Below are 19035 nucleotides of genomic sequence, written 5' to 3'. Positions count from 1 at the left end.
GATCCCCCAAGTTGAACGCTGTCAGCCTAAGTATGAAACTGACCGCGCAGGGAGGGGGCGTCCATCACATCACTACAGTTCAACAACACCGGAAGGTTGGCGGGCAGCGGCCCCATCCGTGAAAACTACAACCCGGAGACCGGCGCCATGCAAGGAGCCAGCAACTTCAGCTGGAGCTCTGCCCACCTCTATATATGCTCTATCGCAACTTCCTGAAACCACAGGCGTAAGCCTGCTTCATAATGCAAAAGGCCTCCGGATGGCTGTCTCTTGATCACAACTGTTGATGCTCAAGAGACAGCGCCAGTTCATAGCCTTCAAGGAGGGTCTGTAACCTAAACCAGCCCTCCCATAACACCGCTATCGAGGCTCGCCCCGTGCGCTTGGTGTCCTTCCAGCACCCCAGTATCGCCAGGCTCTTGTACGCCCACGCTATATCGGGGGCTTCATTTGGCAGGGCCCTCTTCTCCATCTTCAACCACAGCAGCTGCCAGCTCTTTGTGCCCAGCACTCCTTTGCAGCTTTCTCCCTGCGCGGCAGGCTCCTCTTTGATAAATCGCAACTGCAGCAACCGCACCGCGATAAAGGCCAGGATGACGCTCATACGCGTCAGGTTCTCCCGACTCTGCATCCTCAGCGCCTCGACCCGGGTGCCCGCACTCTTCCAGACCTTGTGATAATCCTCGATGAGCCAGCGTCGCTCGTAGTAGAGCGGGATATCAGGCTCCCTACGCTTGTTGGCCGGGGCCTTCAGGGTGACCCTGGCAAACTTGATATCGAGCACGGCCTCTCTGGCTTTTCTGCCACCTCGCTGGGGTATCTTGACCACCCGGGTGCCCGCAGATTGGCACTGCCTGGCATAGTCGTAGAGCTTGTTGTCGTGCTCGTTGATACAGCGGCTTTGCATCGAGCGCACCACGAAGCGCTGGGTATGTTTCTGCTTGTAGTGCAGGTATTCGTAGATATCCGCTTCCCGGTCACAGACCGAGATAACGTTGGCCAGGGTGCTGCCAAGCCGGGCGGCAAGTGTTTTGGCGGTTTGCTCCCATTTGTAGCTCTCTTTCTCCTGATAGGGACGGGTGGCGTGTTGTCGACTCTGCTCTCGCTTGCTGACATCGCGGGTCCAGATTTGCTGGGCGGCCAAGCCCACCACCTTGCGCTCGTGCGGCGCGAACAGCAGCACGGAGTGAGCCAGCAGGGCGCGACTGCTGCCCTGGTTGGTGTGGCCCAGCTGGTCTTTGACGCTGGCATGATTGAAGGTAAGGGCCGTGGTGTCTTCCAGTGCCAACAAGAGGGAATGGTCTCTGGCATGGGCGGCGGTGACGGCAAAGCCGGCGTTGGCAATGGCCTCGGCACTGACATGCGGGCTGCGAATGAAGCCGCACCCACCTTCCATATCAGCAGGTGAGAGGGGAAGGTGTGACACGCAATCTCCTGGTTGGTGAGCAAGGGCGGTGACGAGAGCGACCAACCTTCTGGTGCGTCTTGGGTCGTTGAGGTTGGCGTGACCAAACTGTGCCTGCGCCCAGTGCGCCGGTTGAGTGAAGGGCATGTTAGAACCAGGAAAGAGAGCGATGAAAGGTTCAGATCACAGAATGGGAGAGAAGTTCAAAAAAAATCCCCAAGCGATGCTTGGGGATTTTTGTATAAGAGACAGCCGGATGGAGGCCTTTCTGTTTTCATTCAAGTTGCACTCACACCATACCCGCTGCGCTGCAGGTACGGCTCTTATCCGGTCGTAAGCGGCAAAGAGAGGCGTTTGGCCAGCGCCTGAAAGTGCTGGCTCACCTCGGCGCCGAACAGGGGGTCGCCAATGGCGCGGTTCTGCCAGTTTTGCTCCAGTTGACGCCAGTCATCCTCGGTCAGGGAGTCACGCAGATGGGGGAAGATCACCCCCTCTTCGTAGTTCATGTGCGCCTCTTGCAACTCGACGAAGCGCTCCAGCTTGGTGGTGAACTGATCGAGGGGGATCACCGCATCCATCAGGATCATCTCCACCATCTCCTTGAGATCGGCCCCGGCCTCCAGCAGCTTGACGTGCTCCTCCTGCAGACGGTTGGCGACCTCCCCTTCCACCACCCGATATTTCAGGTAGTAGTCATAGATGAGGTCTTCCTTGGGATGGTGGTACTTGTCGGAGACCTCCCGCAGGTAGTCGATGACATCGCGCACCAGAAAATAGCTGATGGGCTCTTCGGCACGGATGGCTGCCAGCTTGTGCTTGAGCAGCTCCAAGAGTCGGGCGATGTTGAGATGGTCCTTGTGCAGACTGGATAACATGGGCACTCCTTGGCTCTGAATTAATGTTATGTCCCTGAGTATACGGTCATTTGTCGCCTGAACTTTGCACTCAATCAAGTGGAATGCAGACAGATTTCCACTCTATCGGACTCTTGCCCTGTTGTTCCAGCAAGCGATTGGTCTCGGTAAAGTGACCACAACCGATGAAACCGCGGTGGGCAGAGAGGGGGCTCGGGTGCGGCGCGGTCAGCACATAGTGGCGCTGGCGGTCGATAAAACGCCCCTTCTTCTGGGCGTGGGCGCCCCACAGCAGGAAGACCACGCCCTGACAACTGGCATTGATCTGCTCGATGACCCGATCGGTAAAGGTCTCCCATCCCAGATGGGCGTGAGAGTGAGCCTGACCGGCCTGCACCGTCAGCACTGTGTTGAGCAGCAGGGCGCCCTGTTTGGCCCAGGATTCGAGAAAGCCGTGATTGGGTGTGACGAAACCTGGCAGATCCCGCTGCATCTCTTTATAGATGTTGACCAGTGAGGGGGGCGTACGTACGCCGGGTAGAACGGAGAAACAGAGACCGTGCGCCTGATTGGGGCCGTGGTAGGGGTCCTGGCCCAGGATCACCACCTTGACCTGATCCAGCTCGGTCAGCTTGAAGGCATTGAACACATCGGTGGCTGGCGGGTAGATCACCTTGCCCGCTTCACGCTCGGCTCTGACAGTTGCCAGCGTACTCTTGAAATAGTCCTGCTCTTTCTCAGAGCCAATCACATCACTCCAGGTCAGCACCCCGGCCTCCTCACTTGATACGGCGAAGGGCTCAGGATAGGGGGCCAGCCCGCAAGACGCAACCGTGGCTCATGGTTTCCACAGTTCGGCCAGACGCCCAGAGCGCTCCAGCTTGCGCAGCCCGGTATTGAACAGCAGCATCAGACGGCGCGCCTCGGGATCAGCCTTGCGCATCAACAGGTATCCCGGTTGCGACCAGATGGGGTCGGCGGCGCCGGTCAGTGACAGCGATTGGGGATGACGGACGAGCGCCTGCTGGAACAGGGTCTGTGCCACCTGCTCATCCATCACCAGATAGTGGACTCGCCCGTCGAGCAGCTTGCCCATGCTCTCCTCATCGGAATCTGACCACTCGAGGGTGAGCCCGGCTTGGCGGGCGGCAAAGCCATCGCCATAGAAGTAACCACGGGTCACCCCGACCGGCTGGTGTTGCAACTCACCCAGATTGACCGCGGGCGTACCGGTCAGCGTCATCAGGCGGGTGGTGAAATGGCCGAGCGAGTCGGAGAGATAGAAAAGCTGTTCCCGTTCGCGGGAGCGAAACCAGGGCATGGTGACCACATAGCGCCCCTCCAGGGTCAGCTGGTAAGCCTCGGCCCAGGAATAGAAGTGAAAGCTGACATCGAGCCCCTCTTCGGCGAAGGCTTGGCGCACCACCTCACAGAGAAAGCCCTGATTGGGCAACGACTCACTGATATAGGGCGGCCACTCGCCCACGGCAATACGCACCGTCTCGGCCCGCACCGCACTACTGCTTGCCCAGCAACAAAACAGGGCGAGCCATGCCCACTTTCGCCACCCATTATTCACCCGGCACTCTCCTCGTTTTTTTGCTGAGTGTAGCCAACCCCTCAATTAACCTAAGAAAAAAGCTAAAAAGATGTAGTTAAATTACTAGATTAGCGAGACAAAAGATGCATAATCTGGATATCTTACAAAATCAGAAAAATGACCTATTTTTGATTCAACTCAAGAATTTAATCCCATTTAAATGGCACTTTGTCGGATTTTCTTGATCTAGATCAATTTTGGTAATATTACCACCGTGGTATATATGACCCCATCAAAGAAAAGGTGTAAGGCAAGGGCCCTTTAAGTCATCGCCAACGACGGTAGCTTAAATACATCAGGGTAATTTCCTTACAGTTGGATTCGCGTTCCCATTGAGGAGTCATACCATGATCAAAGGCATTCAAATCACCCAGGCCGCCAACACCGCTCTGCTGAACTCTTTCTGGCTGCTGGACGAAGAGAAGCAACAGGCTCGCTGCATCTGCGCCAAAGGCGATACTTTCGCTGCCGATCAAGAAGTGCAACTGGCTGACCTGGGTCAGTTCGAATACCGCGAACTGCCGGTTCAGGCTGAGCCTGCTGTTGAAGGTGGCCAGCACCTGAACGTCAACGTGCTGCGTCGCGAAACTCTGGAAGATGCTATCGAAAACCCGGAGAAGTACCCGCAGCTGACCATCCGTGTATCTGGTTACGCAGTGCGTTTCAACGCCCTGACCCCGGAACAGCAGCGTGACGTGGTTACCCGTACTTTCACCCAGAGCCTGTAATCAGCGCCCTGCAGTGAAGAGCTGATACTTGCGGTATCAGCACAAAAAAACGGCCGATTGGCCGTTTTTTTATTGCCCCCGCACCAGCCAACGCGGCCGTGCGGGGGGAAACTGTGCTTAAACCCTGTCCACTTCCAGTTGCCCCGCCTTGCCGCCGAGCACTGCATCCATCTTCTTCTCGTCCAGCTGCTTGCAGTATTTGGCGACCACTACGGTGGCAACCCCGTTACCGATCAGGTTGGTTAACGCCCGGGCTTCGGACATGAAGCGGTCGATCCCCAGGATCAGTGCCAACCCGGCCAATGGCAGATGGCCCACAGCCGAAATAGTCGCAGCCAGCACGATAAAGCCACTCCCGGTTACCCCTGCCGCCCCTTTCGAGGAGATGAGCAGTACCACCAGCAGAGTGATCTGATGGAACAGATCCAGCGGGGTATTGGTGGCCTGCGCGATAAAAATCGCCGCCATGGTCAGATAGATGGAGGTGCCATCCAGGTTAAAGGAGTACCCGGTCGGAATGACCAGCCCCACCACCGATTTCTGGCAACCCAGCTTCTCCATTTTGTCCAGCATCCGCGGCAGTACCGACTCGGAAGAGGAGGTCCCCAGCACGATCAGCAGCTCCTCACGAATGTAGGAGATGAAACGCAGGATGCTGAAGCCTGAGGCTTTGGCGATGCTGCCCAGCACGATGAAGATAAAGAAGAGGCAGGTAAGATAGAAGCAGGCAATAAGCTGTCCCAGCTGTACCAGTGAACCTACCCCATATTTACCGATGGTAAATGCCATTGCCCCGAATGCACCGATCGGCGCCAGTCTCATTATCATGTTGATAATACCAAATATGACTTTGGAGAAACTGTCGATGACGCCGAAAATAACCTGTCCCTTTTCGCCAATATGATGCAGGGAAAAACCGAACAGCACCGCAAACAACAATACCTGCAAGATATTGCCGCTGACAAAGGCACCGATCACGCTGCCCGGAATAATATCCAGCAAAAAGGCGATAATGCCCTGTGACTTTGCCTGCTCCGCATAGGCGGAGATGGCGCTGGCATCCAGCGCGGCCGGATCGATGTTCATTCCTCCCCCCGGCTGCAACAGGTTGACCACGCACAACCCGATGATGAGGGCGATGGTACTGACCACCTCGAAGTAGATCAGGGCAATGGCGCCGGTTTTGCCGACCGCCTTCATGCTCTCCATCCCGGCAATACCGGTCACTACAGTACAGAAAATAACGGGGGCGATAATCATCTTGATCAATTTGACAAAGCCATCGCCGAGGGGTTTCATATTGGCGCCCAGTTCCGGATAGACATGCCCCAGAAATACCCCAAGGGTAATCGCGAGCAATACCTGGAAATAAAGGCTGCTAAATACTTTCTTGTGCATGATTAACGTCCTGTTAATTAATTGACATCTCATATGGTAGAAATCGGCATGCACTGAGCCGTCACGAGAAAATATCTTTCTCTCGCCAGCATCATGCTATTTCATCATCGCAACAGCGCCACTTTCACACGTTATAAGAAGCAATTAAGAGACATTAATCACACAACCAATTTAACATCATTAACACCACGATAACCATGATATATTGGTCATTGATTTATTTAAGACCTCAATGAAAACATTCCGGATATAAAAATGCCCCGCATAGCGGGGCACTTGGCATCACGAAACCGGTACCGTGGATCAGACGGAGGTATCGAGGGGGTCAAAGCCCTTGATCAGGTCATCGATGGCCTTCATCTGCTTGAGGAAGCCTTCCAGCTTCTCCAGCGGCAGGGCGCTCGGGCCATCGCAGCGGGCAATTTTCGGATCCGGGTGGGATTCGATAAAGAGACCGGCCAGACCGACCGCCATACCGGCGCGCGCCAGCTCGGTCACCTGCTCGCGACGACCACCGGAGGCCGCACCCAGCGGATCACGGCACTGCAGGGAGTGGGTCACGTCAAAGATCACCGGATAGCCGCCAGTGCTCTTCTTCATCACCCCCAGACCCAGCATGTCCACCACCAGGTTGTCGTAGCCGAAGTTGGCACCGCGCTCGCACAGGATCAGCTGATCGTTGCCGCACTCCTCGAACTTGTCGGTGATGTTCTTCATCTGGCTTGGGCTGAGGAACTGCGGCTTCTTGATGTTGATGACGTTGCCGGTACGGGCCATGGCTTCCACCAGATCGGTCTGGCGTGCAAGGAAGGCGGGCAGCTGGATAACGTCAACCACTTCGGCGACCGGCTTGGCCTGATGGGGCTCGTGCAGATCGGAGATCACCGGCATGCCGAAGGTCGCTTTCAGCTCCTGGAAAATCTTCATCCCCTCTTCCAGACCCGGACCGCGGTAGGAGTGGATGGAGGAGCGGTTGGCCTTGTCCCAGCTCGCCTTGAAGACAAACGGGATGCCCAGCTTGCTGGTCACTTCCACGTATTTCTCGCACACCGCCATCGCCATGTCGCGGGATTCCAGCACGTTCATGCCGCCAAACAGCACGAACGGTTTGTCGTTGGCTACGTCGATCTGGTTGATCTTGATATTCTTCTGTTCCATCTAAGACATCCTTAATGAAAGGGCCTGAAGCCAAGTTAGTCCGTTGCAGCCGGGCGCAGCGGCCTTGATATTCTTCTGTTTCAGTTTCAAGCCGCCCTTAATGGAGGGGCTTGGGGCTCAGATCCAGCGCGGCCAGCTGCACTTTCAGCACATCGGCGACCGGATCGTCCGGGCATTGTTCAATAAAATATTCAAAATCGTCGGCGGCCTGGCGCGGGCAGTCGAGCTGCTCGTAGATAAAGCCGCGATCCCGCGTCTCCAAGGGATCGCCGGGCTTCATCCGCAGCAACAGCTCGCTGCAGCGCAGCGCCTCGGGCATGCGATCTTCCCGCAGCAGGGCACCCTTGCTGACGTTGAGCAGCCGTTCGATGATCTCCCACTGGCCGGAGGGCTGCAGGTAGTCGGGGGTCAGGGTCGCCAAGTCACCCAGCGCGCCGCGCAGCAGCAACTCGATGCGGGCCAGACTCAGCTCGTCGCCGGTAAAGGGATCGACATAGACCTCCCCCTCGCCACCGGCAAAGCTCACCAGGAAGTGACCGGGGAAGCAGATCCCCTCCACATCGAGCCCGAGCTTGCGCCCCAGCTGGATGATGAGAATGCCGAGGCTGACCGGGATCCCCTTGCGCTGTACCAGCACCTGATTGAGATCGCAGTTGTTGGCCGAGAAGTAGTCCTGCCAGTCGCCATGAAAGCCGAGGCTGTGGTAGAAGCCTTGCAGCAACTGCTGACGCACCTCGTCGCAGGTGCCCTCTTCGATCTGCTCGTCCAGCCACTCGTCCAGCAGGTTCAGCTCGCGGATCCCCTCCTCGGCCGAGCCATAAATCTCGTCGCTGACAGACAACGCCAGCTCGGTGATGTCGTGGGCTTCGAAATCGGTCCATTCGTCTATGTGTAACATTCTCTTCATGCCTTAGCCGAACACACTCGTCTGTTTGAGCACTGCCAACTTGGCAATAAAGTAGATCCAGCCGAGCGCCCCCAGAAAGGAGCACCAGCGCACCAGATTGCTTTTGGCCAGCCGCAGCGCCATCGCCGCCAGAAATACCAGCACCAGAATGGCCATCAGCTTTTCGCTGAGCCAGGGCGTTCCGTTATTGAGCGGGTTGAGATCCAGCACCATGCAGAGCAATACGCCGGAGAGCACCACCAGACCATTGAGCCAGCCGCTGACCTTCATCACCGGCGCGCTGTAGGCACGGCCAGTGGCGGTCTGCACCCAGTAGAAGCGGAGCATAAACATCAGCACGGCCCCGGCAATCAGGGTGAGGTGCAGGTGCTTGAGCACAAAAACCATATTCAATCCTTGCATGGGGGCGCACAGGCAACCCCCCGTGTAACAGTGAGGGAACGTCAGCGCAGCGGGCAGAGGCCCAGCGTCACCCTGTCGTTATCCCCATAATCGCGTACCGTGGCTACCTCGCGGTAGCCGCTATCGCGCAGCAATTGACGCACCGCCTCCCCCTGATCCCAGCCATGCTCCAGCAGCAACCAGCCATCGGTCAGCAGATAAGCGGGGGCGTGGGCCACGATGTGGCGGATATCGGCCAGCCCGGCGTCATCGGCAACCAGCGCCGAGCGGGGTTCAAAGCGCACGTCACCCTGCTCGAGATGGGGATCGGCGCCATCAATATAGGGGGGATTGGAGACAATCACCGCAAATCGTGGCGTCTTGTCGCGATCCGGCTCGCCCAGTGGCTCGAACCAGCTACCATCGCGCACCTCGATCGGCAATCCCAGCGCAGCGCTGTTTTCGCGGGCCAGTGCTGCGGCATCGGCCATCCGATCCACCGCCCACACCTCGATCTCGGGTCGCTCGGACTTGAGCGCCAATGCGATGGCGCCGGTGCCGGTGCCCAGATCCAGCACGGCGCACGGCCCTTGCGGGATTTTGGTCAACGCCTGCTCGACCAGCACCTCGGTATCGGGGCGCGGGATCAGGGTCGCCGGGCTCACCTTGAGCGGCAGCGACCAGAACTCCCGCTCTCCCACCAGATGGGCGATGGGTTCGCCATTGAGACGACGGGCCAGCCACTCCTGCAGGGTGGCCTGCTGGGCGGCATCCAGCTCGCGCTCTGGCCAGGTCATCAGATAGCTGCGACGACAATCGAGCAGATGGCAGAGCAGCACATCGGCGTCGGCGCGGGGGGATTCCCCCTCTGCCAGCACAGCCATGATATGGGCGCGGGCCTGCTGGATCTGCATCAGTGCCACTCTACCTTATGGGCAGCACACTTAATGCGAGCTTGCCGGATCACCATTTGCATCAGTTGTTCTCGGCCAGCGAGGCGAGCTGATCGGCCTGATACTCCTGCACCAGCGGGGTGATGATGCAGTCCAGATCCCCTTCCAAAATTTCGGAGAGGCGATACAGGGTGAGGTTGATACGGTGCTCGGAGAGACGGCCCTGCGGATAGTTGTAGGTACGAATGCGCTCGGAGCGATCACCGGAGCCCACCAGATTGCGGCGGGTGCTCTGCTCGGCGGCGCGGTGGCGCTCATCCTCAGCCGCTTGCAGGCGGGCGGAGAGCACCGACATCGCCTTGGCGCGGTTCTTGTGCTGGGAGCGCTCGTCCTGACACTCCACCACCAGACCGGTCGGCAGGTGGGTGATGCGAATGGCCGAGTCGGTCTTGTTGACGTGCTGACCACCGGCACCGGAGGCGCGGAAGGTGTCGATCTTCAAGTCAGAGGGGTTGATCTCGATCTGCTCGGCTTCCGGCACTTCCGGCAGCACGGCGACGGTACAGGCGGAGGTGTGCACCCGGCCCTGGGATTCGGTCTCCGGCACCCGCTGCACCCGGTGACCACCGGATTCAAACTTGAGGCGGCCATAGACGCGCTCGCCGTCGATCTTGGCGATCACCTCCTTGTAGCCACCGTATTCACCGTCGTTGCAACTGACGATGGAGACGCGCCAGCCCTGACGCTCGGCAAACCGTGAATACATGCGGAACAGGTCACCGGCAAAGATGGCCGCTTCATCGCCACCGGCACCGGCGCGGATCTCCAGATAGCAGTTGTTGTCATCCTTGGGGTCCTTGGGCAGCAACATCAGTTGCAGCTCCTGCTCCAGCGCCTCCAGATTGGCCTTGGCGAGCGGCAGCTCCTCCTGCGCCATCTCGCGCAGGTCGGCATCGTCCTCTTCCAGCATCATCTGGGTAGTATCCAGATCATCCTGAGCCTGACGGTAACGCTGGAAGGCGTGAACGATATCTTCCAGCTGGGCATATTCGCGGGTCAGGGCGCGGTAGCGATCCTGATCCGAGACCACGTCCGGCTCGCCGAGCATGGCCTGTACTTCTTCGTGGCGCTCGATGAGGCCTTCCAGCTTTCTGATCAGTGACGGATTCATAACTCTTGCATTCTCAATGGAGGACGGGACAACCGGCAGGTTGCCCGAAAATTATGGCTCTTGCGACAACCCCAGCGCCTGCCGCAAGCGGGAGAGCTCGCTCTGATCCCCCTGGGAAGCAGCCTGGCGCAACGCCTGGGTCGGCGCGTGGATCAATTTGTTGGTGAGGCGATGGGCCATCGCCTTGAGCGCCTGTTCGGCACTCTCGCCCTGTGCCAGTGCCAGCAGGGCCCGTTGCAGCTCTTCGTCAGCCACTTGCTGGGACTGATGGCGATAGTCGCGAATGAGGTCGACCGAGCTCTGGCCGCGATACCAGCCCATAAACTCGTCGCGCTCTTCCTGCACGATCACTTCCGCCTGCGCAGCGGCCCGTTTACGGGTTTCGAGGTTCTGCTCGATGATCCCCTGCAGATCATCCACCGTGTAGAGATAGGCATCGGAGAGCTCATCGACTTCCGCCTCGATATCGCGCGGCACGGCAATATCCACCAGAAACATCGGCTTGAAGCGGCGGGCCTTGAGGGCGCGCTCCACCATCCCCTTGCCGATGATGGGCAACGGACTCGCCGTCGAGCTGATGACGATATCCGCCTCGTGCAGATAGTCGGGGATCTCTTCCAGCGTCATCACTTGGGCGCCGAATTCGGTCGCCAGGGTCTGGGCGCGCTGCAAGGTGCGGTTGGCCACCATCATCTTGGTGACGTTCTGCTCGCGCAGATGACGGGCCACCAGTTCGATGGTCTCCCCCGCCCCGACCAGCAGTACCTTGGTCTGGGAGAGATCGGAGAAGATCCGCCGACCCAGACTGACGGCGGCAAACGCCACCGACACGGCACTGGCGCCAATCTCGGTATCGGTGCGCACTCTTTTCGCCACCGAGAAGGATTTCTGGAACAGTCGCTCCAGCGTCCCCTTGAGGGATTCAGACTGCTGGGCGTGGGCGTAGGATTGTTTGATCTGCCCCAGGATCTGCGGCTCTCCCAGCACCAGCGAGTCCAGCCCGCACGCCACCCGCATCAGGTGGCGCACCGCCTCTTCGTCGTGATGCTGATAGATGGCGGTGACCAATTCAGCCGCGTCCAACCCGTGGAACTGCTGCAGCCAGCGCAGTACCTGCTCCTGCCGTTCCCCGTCCAGATTGCAATAGAGTTCGGTCCGGTTGCAGGTGGAGACGATCACCGCCTCGCTGACACCGGGTTGGCTCACCAGCTCACGCAAGGCGCGATCGATGCAGTCCGGGCCAAAGGCGACCCGTTCCCGCAAGGCGACACTGGCGGTGTTGTGGTTGATTCCGAGGGCAAGCAAACTCATGAGTGGGCGACGATCATTTCATACGCTGGGTGCAAAGGCTGCCAATTGTACGAGAAAGGGTAAGTCTTTAAAAGCAATACGGCCGCCCCGTATACTGTGGCAAATTCCTCTCTCTGGAGCCGTCTCTTGCTGCTACGTATTTTTACCCTCACCTGCCTGCTGTTGCTGGCCGGTTGTGCCACCACCCAGCCCCAGCGTGACCAGGTGAACTGGAACCAGGAGCGGACCCGTCTCGAGCAGCTGACCCACTGGCAGCTGTCCGGCAAGATGGCCATCATCACCCCCCAGCAAAAGGGCAGCGCCCGCCTCAACTGGCAGCAGGATGGCGAGGATTATCGCCTCAACCTCACCAGCCTGATTGGCACCAGCATTCTGGAGCTCTCTCGCAGCAAGGGGGAGATCACCCTGCTCGATAGCGACGGCAATCGCCACCAGAGCCAGGACGCCGAAGCGCTGATCTATCAGCTCACCGGCTGGAATATTCCGGTCGCCGGATTGCCGGAGTGGATCAAGGGGCTGCCGGGTCAGGCGGAGTTTGAACTCAACCCCGACAGCAGTCTGGCCAGCGTGCGCGATGGCCAGTGGCAGATCGTCTATGGCGATTATCGGGATCAGGATGGCTACCGCCTGCCGCACCTGCTGACCATGACCGGCCAGAACAGCCGCCTCAAGCTTCAGATCAACCAATGGACTCTTGCACGTTAATGGCTTCCACACGCTGGCCGGCACCGGCCAAACTCAACCTGTTTTTACACGTCAATGGCCGTCGTCCCGATGGCTATCACGAGCTGCAGACCCTGTTTATCTTCCTCAACCACAGCGACTGGCTCGAGTTCGAGGTGATTCAGGGTAGCGACACTCTCACCCTGAGCCCGGCCATTCCCGGCGTGCCGGATGAGCAGAATCTGATTATCCGCGCCGCCCGCCTGCTGCAGGCAACACTGCCGAGCCCGCAAGGTGCCCATATCCGGCTGGAGAAAGTGCTGCCCATGGGGGGTGGCATTGGCGGCGGATCGTCCGATGCGGCAACTACGCTAGTCGCGCTTAACCACCTCTGGCAAGCGGGTTTGAGTGAGGACGAACTCGCAGCGCTCGGCGTCCAGCTGGGTGCCGATGTGCCGGTGTTTGTCCGTGGCAAGGCGGCCTTTGCCGAAGGGGTGGGCGAGCGGTTGCAACCGGTCGAACTACCCGATGCCTGGTATCTGGTGCTCAAGCCCGATTGCCATGTGGCGACTGCGGCCGTATTCCAGGATCCGGACCTGCCCAGAGCCACGCCGAAAATGGCGTTGGACAACCTGCTGGAAGGTGAGTGGAAAAACGATTGCGAATCACTGGTGAAAAAGCGCCACCCCGAGGTTGCCAATGCGCTCGGCTGGTTGCTAGAATACGCGCCGTCAAGAATGACGGGCACAGGAGCCTGCGTCTTTGCTCAATTTGAAGACGAAGTGACTGCTCGGGAAGTGTTGGCCTGCGTGCCGGAGGGACTTGATGGGTTTGTCGCCAAGGGCGAGAACATATCACCTCTCTTCTCCACATTGCAACAGTTCAAATGATTGGGGTATCGCCAAGCGGTAAGGCAGCGGGTTTTGATCTCGCCATTCCTAGGTTCGAATCCTAGTACCCCAGCCAATTCTACCGAACAGCATTGATGATGATTAACGTGGCCGGTTTTGCACTCGGCCACGGATTCGGGTTACCGGTATCATCACAATCATTCATTGGGCAGCAGACGCCTTGTGCGTTATCTTGATAAATCGTTTGCCCCAAAACGATAGGGTCTGATTTCAGACTCCCCCACATACTGGATGCAACCCCGAGGTTTCAAACCGTGCCTGACATGAAGCTGTTTGCTGGTAACGCAACGCCGGAACTAGCCCAGAAGATCGCAGATCGCCTGTTTATCAAACTCGGCAATGCTGCCGTAGGTCGCTTTAGCGACGGCGAGATCAGCGTACAGATCAATGAGAATGTACGTGGTGGCGATATCTTCATCATTCAATCCACCTGTGCCCCGACCAACGACAATTTGATGGAATTGATCGTCATGGTAGATGCACTGCGTCGTGCTTCAGCTGGCCGTATCACTGCCGTTATCCCCTACTTTGGTTATGCCCGTCAGGACCGCCGCGTCCGCTCCGCCCGTGTACCTATCACCGCCAAGGTTGTCGCTGACTTCCTCTCCAGCGTGGGTGTGGATCGCGTGCTGACCGTTGACCTGCATGCCGAGCAAATTCAAGGTTTCTTCGACGTTCCGGTAGACAACGTGTTCGGTAGCCCGGTGCTGCTGGAAGACATGAAGGCCAAGAACCTCGAGTCTCCTGTCGTCGTCTCCCCGGACATCGGTGGCGTAGTGCGTGCCCGCGCTATCGCCAAGCTGCTGGATGACACCGACATCGCCATCATCGACAAGCGCCGTCCCCGCCCGAACGTCTCCCAGGTCATGCACCTGATCGGTGACGTTGCCGGCCGCGACTGCGTCATTGTTGATGACATGATCGACACCGGCGGCACCCTGTGCAAAGCCGCAGAAGCCCTGAAAGAGCGCGGCGCCAAGCGAGTATTCGCTTACGCCACTCACCCGGTCTTCTCCGGCACTGCCGTCGAGAACATCAAGAACTCGGTGATCGATGAACTGATCATCACCGACTCCATCCCGCTCACTGCGGAGATGAAAGCGATTGGCAAAGTCAAACAGCTGACCCTGTCGACTGTACTGGCCGAAGCCATTCGTCGCATCAGCAACGAAGAGTCCATCTCTGCCATGTTTGAGCATTGATAGATTCAGCAATAACGAAAACCGCCATCAGGCGGTTTTCGTCTTTCTGGACCATCTCTTTCCAACTTTCTGCTATCTGGTACGACCCTGCCCCCGGCAGGCTTAAGGATTTACCCATGAATTGCTTGCGTCCCCTCCTGCTCGCGACCCTCACCTGCGCCCTGTTCGCCTGTCAGCCCGTCAAAGAGAACCCGCCCTTCGTGCTGACCCTGGCGCACATGAACGACACCCACTCCCAGTTTGATCCGGTCAATGCCGAGATCAAAGGGCAGATCTTTGCCCCGCAGGGGGAGACGGACACCCTCTATACCCGCTTTGGCGGTTATCCGCGCCTGCTGACCATGGCGAAAGCCTATCAGGCCGATGCGCTGGCCAAGAACCAGCCCTTGCTGCTGCTGCACGGCGGCGATGCCTGGCAGGGCAGCGGTTACTTCAAGCTCAACGAGGGGATGGCCAACGCCGAGTTGCTGAGCCAGTTCGGCCTCGATGCCATGGCGCTGGGCAACCACGAGTTCGATCTGGACAACCAGAAGCTGGCCCGCTTCATCGAGGGGGTCAACTTCCCGGTGCTGGCCGCCAACCTCGACACCAAGGCCGATCCGGCCCTCAGCAAGGCAGACAACCTCAAGCCCTTCGTGGTCTACGCCTTTGACGGCAACCAGAAGAGCCCGGTCACCGACATCAATAATCTGCCGCAAGGCAAACAGCTGGTCGCCGTCGTCGGTCTGGTGCTGGAAGACATGGGCAATATTGCCCCCAACGTCGGCAAGCTGCGCTTTGGCAAGGAGGTCGCCTCGGCTCAGGCCACGGTCGACATGCTGCAAGCCAAAGGGATCCATCAGATCGTCGCCCTGACCCACATTGGCAACGAGCGGGATCTGGCGCTGGCGGCCAAGGTGAACGGCCTCGATGCCATCGTCGGTGGCCACTCCCACAGCCTGCTCGGCGATTTTCGCAATATCGGTTGGGGCAAGACCGGCGATTACGCCAAGCTGGTGACCAATCCGGATGGCATCGGCAAGACTTGCGTGGTGCAGGCGGGCTCCTATGCCCAGGCCATCGGTCTGGCGCAGGTGACCTTTGACAGCCACGGTCAGGTGACCGACTGCCAGGGCCACAACAGCCTGCTGGCCAGCCGCGACTTCTTCGCCGATGCGGCGCGCAAGCAGGCGCTCGATGACGCCCGCAGCAAAGAGGCGAGCCAGTTTATCGACAACCAGCCCAATCTGGTGACCGTGGATGAAGATCCGCGCCTGCGCGGCATCATCGACAGCCATTACAAACCGGCGCTGGAGCAAGCCTACGGCCCGGTGATCGGCACCATTCCCGAGCAACTGCAAAATGCCCGTCGCCCCGGCGACAACGGCAGCGACAGCCACGGCTCGGATGTGGCGCCGCTGGTTGCCGAAGGGGAGTTCTACTGGGCCAATACGCCAGCAGTGCAAGCCCTGACCGGCGGGCCGGTCGACTTCGCCCTGCTAGCGGTGGGCGGCGTGCGTGCCGAACTGCCCGCTGGCGAATGGCGCGAGGGGGATAGTGCCCTCACCCTGCTGCCGTTCAAGAACCAGCTTTCGGTGCTGACCCTGACCGGCGCCGAGGTGCGCGCCCTGCTGAGCGAAACCATCACCGCCACCCTGCCCGCCAGCGCCCATGCCGGCAAGTTCCCCTACGGTGGCCACCTGCGTTACACCTTCCAGGAGACCGACGCAGGCAAGACGGGCACCCTGACCCAATTGCAGCGCAAGACCGCAAGCGGCGAGTGGCAGGATCTGGTTGATAACCAGCACTATCGGGTAGTGATGAACGCCTACAGCGCCAACGGCAACGATGGCTGGCAGGCACTGGCCAATGCCCAGCACCACCAGAGCGAGCGGGTCGACATCGCCAGCGTCAATGGCAAGCTGACCGCCTTCCCGGTGCTGAAAGTGACACAAAACGGCGAGCTGCTGAGCGCCGTCTATGCCCCGGGTCAGGCCCTCGATTGCAAGGCCAGCGGCGTGGATTGTGGCACCGATGCGGCCTCCTTCGTGGAGTATGTGCGCGATGCCCGCCCCACCCTGACCGCGCTGGATGAAGAGACAGTCACCCTGCTGCGCGCCAAATAACGGCTGTAGTCAACCAGGCACAGTCTATCGGTAAGCTGAAACGGGCCTCATGCAAGAGGCCCGTTTACCCACTGTTAGCCACCCATTAGCCGCACCTATTAGCCGCAATAATGGGGCAAATTCCGCCATAACATGAGCATTGGTTGAGTGATCGCCACTCGGCGGCTAGAATATTGCGTCCTATTGCCCTGGGTAGTGTGCCCACGGCAGCTGCGAGTGAAGACATCAAGCGTGACAAGCGAAATCAAACTGATCGTCGGACTGGGCAACCCCGGCCCGGAATATGCCAAGACCCGCCACAACGCGGGCGCCTGGTATGTGGAGCAACTGGCCCGCTGGCACAATGTCAGCCTGCGTGAAGAACCCAAATTCTTCGGCCATACTGCCCGCATTCTGGTCGAGGGGCAGGATGTGCGGCTGCTCATCCCGAACACCTATATGAACCTCTCTGGCAAGGCGGTGGCCGCACTGGCGCGTTTTTATCAGATTGAGCCGGAAGCAATGCTGGTTGCCCATGACGAACTGGATCTGCCGCCAGGCATCGCCAAGTTCAAGCAAGGGGGTGGTCATGGCGGCCATAACGGCCTCAAGGACATCATCGCCAAGATGGGCAACAACAATAACTTTTTCCGGCTGCGTCTCGGGATCGGCCATCCCGGCAGCAAAGAGCAGGTGGCAGGCTTCGTCCTGACCAAGGCTCCCAGCAGTGAACAGAGCCTGATCGACGCCGCACTGGACGAGTCCCTGCGCGCCACCGATATCCTGTTCAAACAAGATATGACCAAGGCCATGAATCGGCTGCACAGCTTCAAGGCTGAAAAGGTATAGGTCGGTTTGACCCTGTACGGGCATTGTGCCGGTGCATGAACAACGACCAGAACAAGCATGACATGGGCCGCCTGCGGGCGACCCTCAACAGCATCCATCAAGTAAGGTAACAATCCATGGGTTTTAAATGCGGTATCGTGGGCCTGCCCAATGTAGGCAAATCCACCCTGTTCAACGCGCTGACCAAGGCCGGTATCGAAGCCGCCAACTTCCCGTTCTGCACCATCGAGCCGAACACCGGTGTGGTCCCGATGCCGGATCCCCGCCTCGATCAGCTGGCTGCCATCATCAATCCGCAGCGCGTTGTGCCGACCACCATGGAATTCGTCGACATCGCAGGCCTGGTTGCCGGCGCCTCCAAGGGTGAAGGTCTGGGCAACCAGTTCCTGGCCAACATCCGTGAAACCGAAGCGATCGGCCACGTGGTGCGCTGCTTCGATGACGAGAACATCATTCACGTTGCCGGCAAGGTCTCCCCTGCTGACGATATCGAAGTGATCAACACCGAGCTGGCCCTGTCGGATCTGGACGCCTGTGAGCGCGCCATTCACCGCCAGTCCAAGCGCGCCAAAGGCGGCGACAAGGATGCCAAGCTGGAAGTGGAAGTGCTGGAGAAGATCCGCGTCGCGCTGGAAAACGGTCAGATGATCCGTGGTCTGAAGCTGGATAAAGAAGAGCTGGCCGCCGTGAGCCACCTCAACTTCCTGACCCTGAAGCCCACCATGTATATCGCCAACGTGGCGGAAGATGGCTTCGAGAACAACCCCTACCTCGACAAGGTGCGTGAAATCGCCGCCGCCGAGAACGCTGTAGTGGTGGTGGTCTGCTGCGCCATTGAAGCGGACATCGCCGAGCTGGACGACGAAGATCGCGCCGAGTTCATGGCTGACCTTGGCATCGAAGAGCCGGGCCTGAACCGGGTTATCCGCTCCGGTTACGAGCTGCTCAACCTGCAGACCTACTTCACCGCCGGTGTGAAAGAAGTGCGTGCCTGGACCATCCCGGTCGGTGCCACTGCCCCGCAAGCGGCTGGCAAGATCCACACCGACTTTGAAAAAGGCTTTATTCGCGCCCAAACCATCGCCTTTGAAGACTTTATCACCTACAAGGGTGAGCAAGGCGCCAAGGAAGCGGGCAAGATGCGCGCCGAAGGGAAAGAGTACATCGTCAAAGATGGCGATATCATGAACTTCCTGTTCAACGTCTAATCCCATGACAGGCCAGCATTTGCTGGCCTGTTTTTTATCTGTCATTGCCCGGGCAATGATGGCAATGTCTTAAAAAAAACCAGATTGTTGGGCTTTTGCGCAACAGAGGCCAATAACTGGTCAAACGCACTCAAATTGCGTTTTTCTGGCAAAAAAAGGGTTGACGCCCCAGAGCCAGATACGCATAATTCGGCCCGCACGGTGACGAGGCAACGACTCATCGGAAGCAAGGTTGGCTATGTAGCTCAGTTGGTTAGAGCATCGCACTCATAATGCGGGGGTCACAGGTTCGAATCCCGTCATAGCCACCAT

17 protein-coding genes, 2 tRNA genes and 1 pseudogene are annotated in these 19035 nt (G+C 58.7%); 9 read left to right on the top strand and 11 right to left on the bottom strand.

Annotated elements, in window-relative coordinates; translation table 11 throughout:
- Positions 1 to 274: 274 nt before the first annotated feature.
- The 4 genes from OKC27_RS17715 to OKC27_RS17700 form a co-directional block, all read right to left on the bottom strand.
- Positions 275 to 1552 carry an IS4 family transposase gene (locus tag OKC27_RS17715; protein ID WP_182938011.1) on the bottom strand — a complete coding sequence of 426 codons (1278 nt, stop codon included), beginning with the start codon at positions 1550 to 1552 and terminating at the stop codon, positions 275 to 277.
- Positions 1553 to 1728: 176 nt separating this feature from the next.
- Positions 1729 to 2280, bottom strand: a complete 552-nt coding sequence (locus tag OKC27_RS17710; protein ID WP_042658179.1) for a hemerythrin domain-containing protein — start codon at positions 2278 to 2280, stop codon at positions 1729 to 1731.
- Between the two features lie 70 nt (positions 2281 to 2350).
- Entirely contained in the window at positions 2351 to 3028 is a 678-nt protein-coding gene (gene ung / locus OKC27_RS17705) for a uracil-DNA glycosylase (RefSeq protein ID WP_182938012.1), read from the bottom strand.
- A 69-nt stretch (positions 3029 to 3097) separates the two neighbouring features.
- Positions 3098 to 3838, bottom strand: a complete 741-nt coding sequence (locus OKC27_RS17700) for a substrate-binding periplasmic protein (RefSeq protein WP_182938013.1) — start codon at positions 3836 to 3838, stop codon at positions 3098 to 3100.
- 368 nt (positions 3839 to 4206) lie between these two features.
- Here OKC27_RS17700 and grcA point away from each other — a divergent pair, with 368 nt between their 5' ends.
- Positions 4207 to 4587, top strand: coding sequence for an autonomous glycyl radical cofactor GrcA (gene grcA / locus OKC27_RS17695; RefSeq protein ID WP_042061318.1), 381 nt, complete (start codon positions 4207 to 4209; stop codon positions 4585 to 4587).
- Between the two features lie 117 nt (positions 4588 to 4704).
- On the opposite strand, the gene OKC27_RS17690 is transcribed toward grcA, so the two are convergent.
- From OKC27_RS17690 to hemA, 7 genes are all read right to left on the bottom strand, one after another.
- Entirely contained in the window at positions 4705 to 5985 is a 1281-nt protein-coding gene (locus OKC27_RS17690; protein ID WP_182938014.1) for a dicarboxylate/amino acid:cation symporter, read from the bottom strand.
- Between the two features lie 303 nt (positions 5986 to 6288).
- Complete coding sequence (gene kdsA / locus OKC27_RS17685) at positions 6289 to 7143, bottom strand: 3-deoxy-8-phosphooctulonate synthase (RefSeq protein WP_042061312.1); 855 nt, start codon at positions 7141 to 7143, stop codon at positions 6289 to 6291.
- Positions 7144 to 7240: 97 nt separating this feature from the next.
- Positions 7241 to 8041, bottom strand: a complete 801-nt coding sequence (locus OKC27_RS17680; RefSeq protein ID WP_058054291.1) for a SirB1 family protein — start codon at positions 8039 to 8041, stop codon at positions 7241 to 7243.
- Positions 8042 to 8053: 12 nt separating this feature from the next.
- A complete protein-coding gene (locus OKC27_RS17675) occupies positions 8054 to 8437 on the bottom strand; it encodes a SirB2 family protein (RefSeq protein WP_005334939.1) in 384 nt (127 codons plus the stop codon).
- A gap of 56 nt (positions 8438 to 8493) precedes the next feature.
- The gene (gene prmC / locus OKC27_RS17670; protein WP_182938015.1) at positions 8494 to 9345 is read right to left on the bottom strand and encodes a peptide chain release factor N(5)-glutamine methyltransferase; all 852 of its coding nucleotides are present in this window, start codon (positions 9343 to 9345) and stop codon (positions 8494 to 8496) included.
- 61 nt (positions 9346 to 9406) lie between these two features.
- A complete protein-coding gene (gene prfA, locus OKC27_RS17665; protein WP_182938016.1) occupies positions 9407 to 10495 on the bottom strand; it encodes a peptide chain release factor 1 in 1089 nt (362 codons plus the stop codon).
- Positions 10496 to 10546: 51 nt separating this feature from the next.
- Positions 10547 to 11806, bottom strand: coding sequence for a glutamyl-tRNA reductase (gene hemA / locus OKC27_RS17660; RefSeq protein WP_075114198.1), 1260 nt, complete (start codon positions 11804 to 11806; stop codon positions 10547 to 10549).
- Positions 11807 to 11932: 126 nt separating this feature from the next.
- Between hemA and lolB the strand changes: the two genes are divergently transcribed.
- The 8 genes and pseudogenes from lolB (at position 11933) to OKC27_RS17620 (ending at position 19034) form a co-directional block, all read left to right on the top strand.
- Positions 11933 to 12511: a lipoprotein insertase outer membrane protein LolB gene (lolB, locus tag OKC27_RS17655; RefSeq protein WP_042061300.1), complete on the top strand. Its 579-nt coding sequence runs from the start codon at positions 11933 to 11935 to the stop codon at positions 12509 to 12511.
- Positions 12511 to 13381 (top strand): annotated as a pseudogene (ispE, locus tag OKC27_RS17650) (4-(cytidine 5'-diphospho)-2-C-methyl-D-erythritol kinase). Before lolB ends, ispE begins: the two are co-directional and overlap by 1 nt.
- A tRNA-Gln gene (locus tag OKC27_RS17645) sits at positions 13361 to 13435 on the top strand. The pseudogene ispE and the gene OKC27_RS17645 overlap by 21 nt, the downstream one beginning before the upstream one ends.
- 199 nt (positions 13436 to 13634) lie before the next feature.
- Positions 13635 to 14582, top strand: coding sequence for a ribose-phosphate pyrophosphokinase (locus OKC27_RS17640; RefSeq protein ID WP_005330162.1), 948 nt, complete (start codon positions 13635 to 13637; stop codon positions 14580 to 14582).
- A 116-nt stretch (positions 14583 to 14698) separates the two neighbouring features.
- Complete coding sequence (locus tag OKC27_RS17635; RefSeq protein ID WP_182938018.1) at positions 14699 to 16687, top strand: bifunctional metallophosphatase/5'-nucleotidase; 1989 nt, start codon at positions 14699 to 14701, stop codon at positions 16685 to 16687.
- Positions 16688 to 16918: 231 nt separating this feature from the next.
- A complete protein-coding gene (pth, locus tag OKC27_RS17630) occupies positions 16919 to 17515 on the top strand; it encodes an aminoacyl-tRNA hydrolase (RefSeq protein WP_042061295.1) in 597 nt (198 codons plus the stop codon).
- Between the two features lie 116 nt (positions 17516 to 17631).
- Positions 17632 to 18723, top strand: a complete 1092-nt coding sequence (gene ychF / locus OKC27_RS17625) for a redox-regulated ATPase YchF (protein ID WP_058054284.1) — start codon at positions 17632 to 17634, stop codon at positions 18721 to 18723.
- A 234-nt stretch (positions 18724 to 18957) separates the two neighbouring features.
- A tRNA-Met gene (locus tag OKC27_RS17620) sits at positions 18958 to 19034 on the top strand.
- Position 19035 lies beyond the last annotated feature (1 nt).

This window comes from Aeromonas sp. QDB62, assembly GCF_027705695.1.
GTDB lineage: Bacteria > Pseudomonadota > Gammaproteobacteria > Enterobacterales > Aeromonadaceae > Aeromonas > Aeromonas allosaccharophila.
The sequence above is the reverse complement of the archived record's forward strand: the minus strand, read 5'-3'. Positions and strand labels throughout refer to the sequence as shown.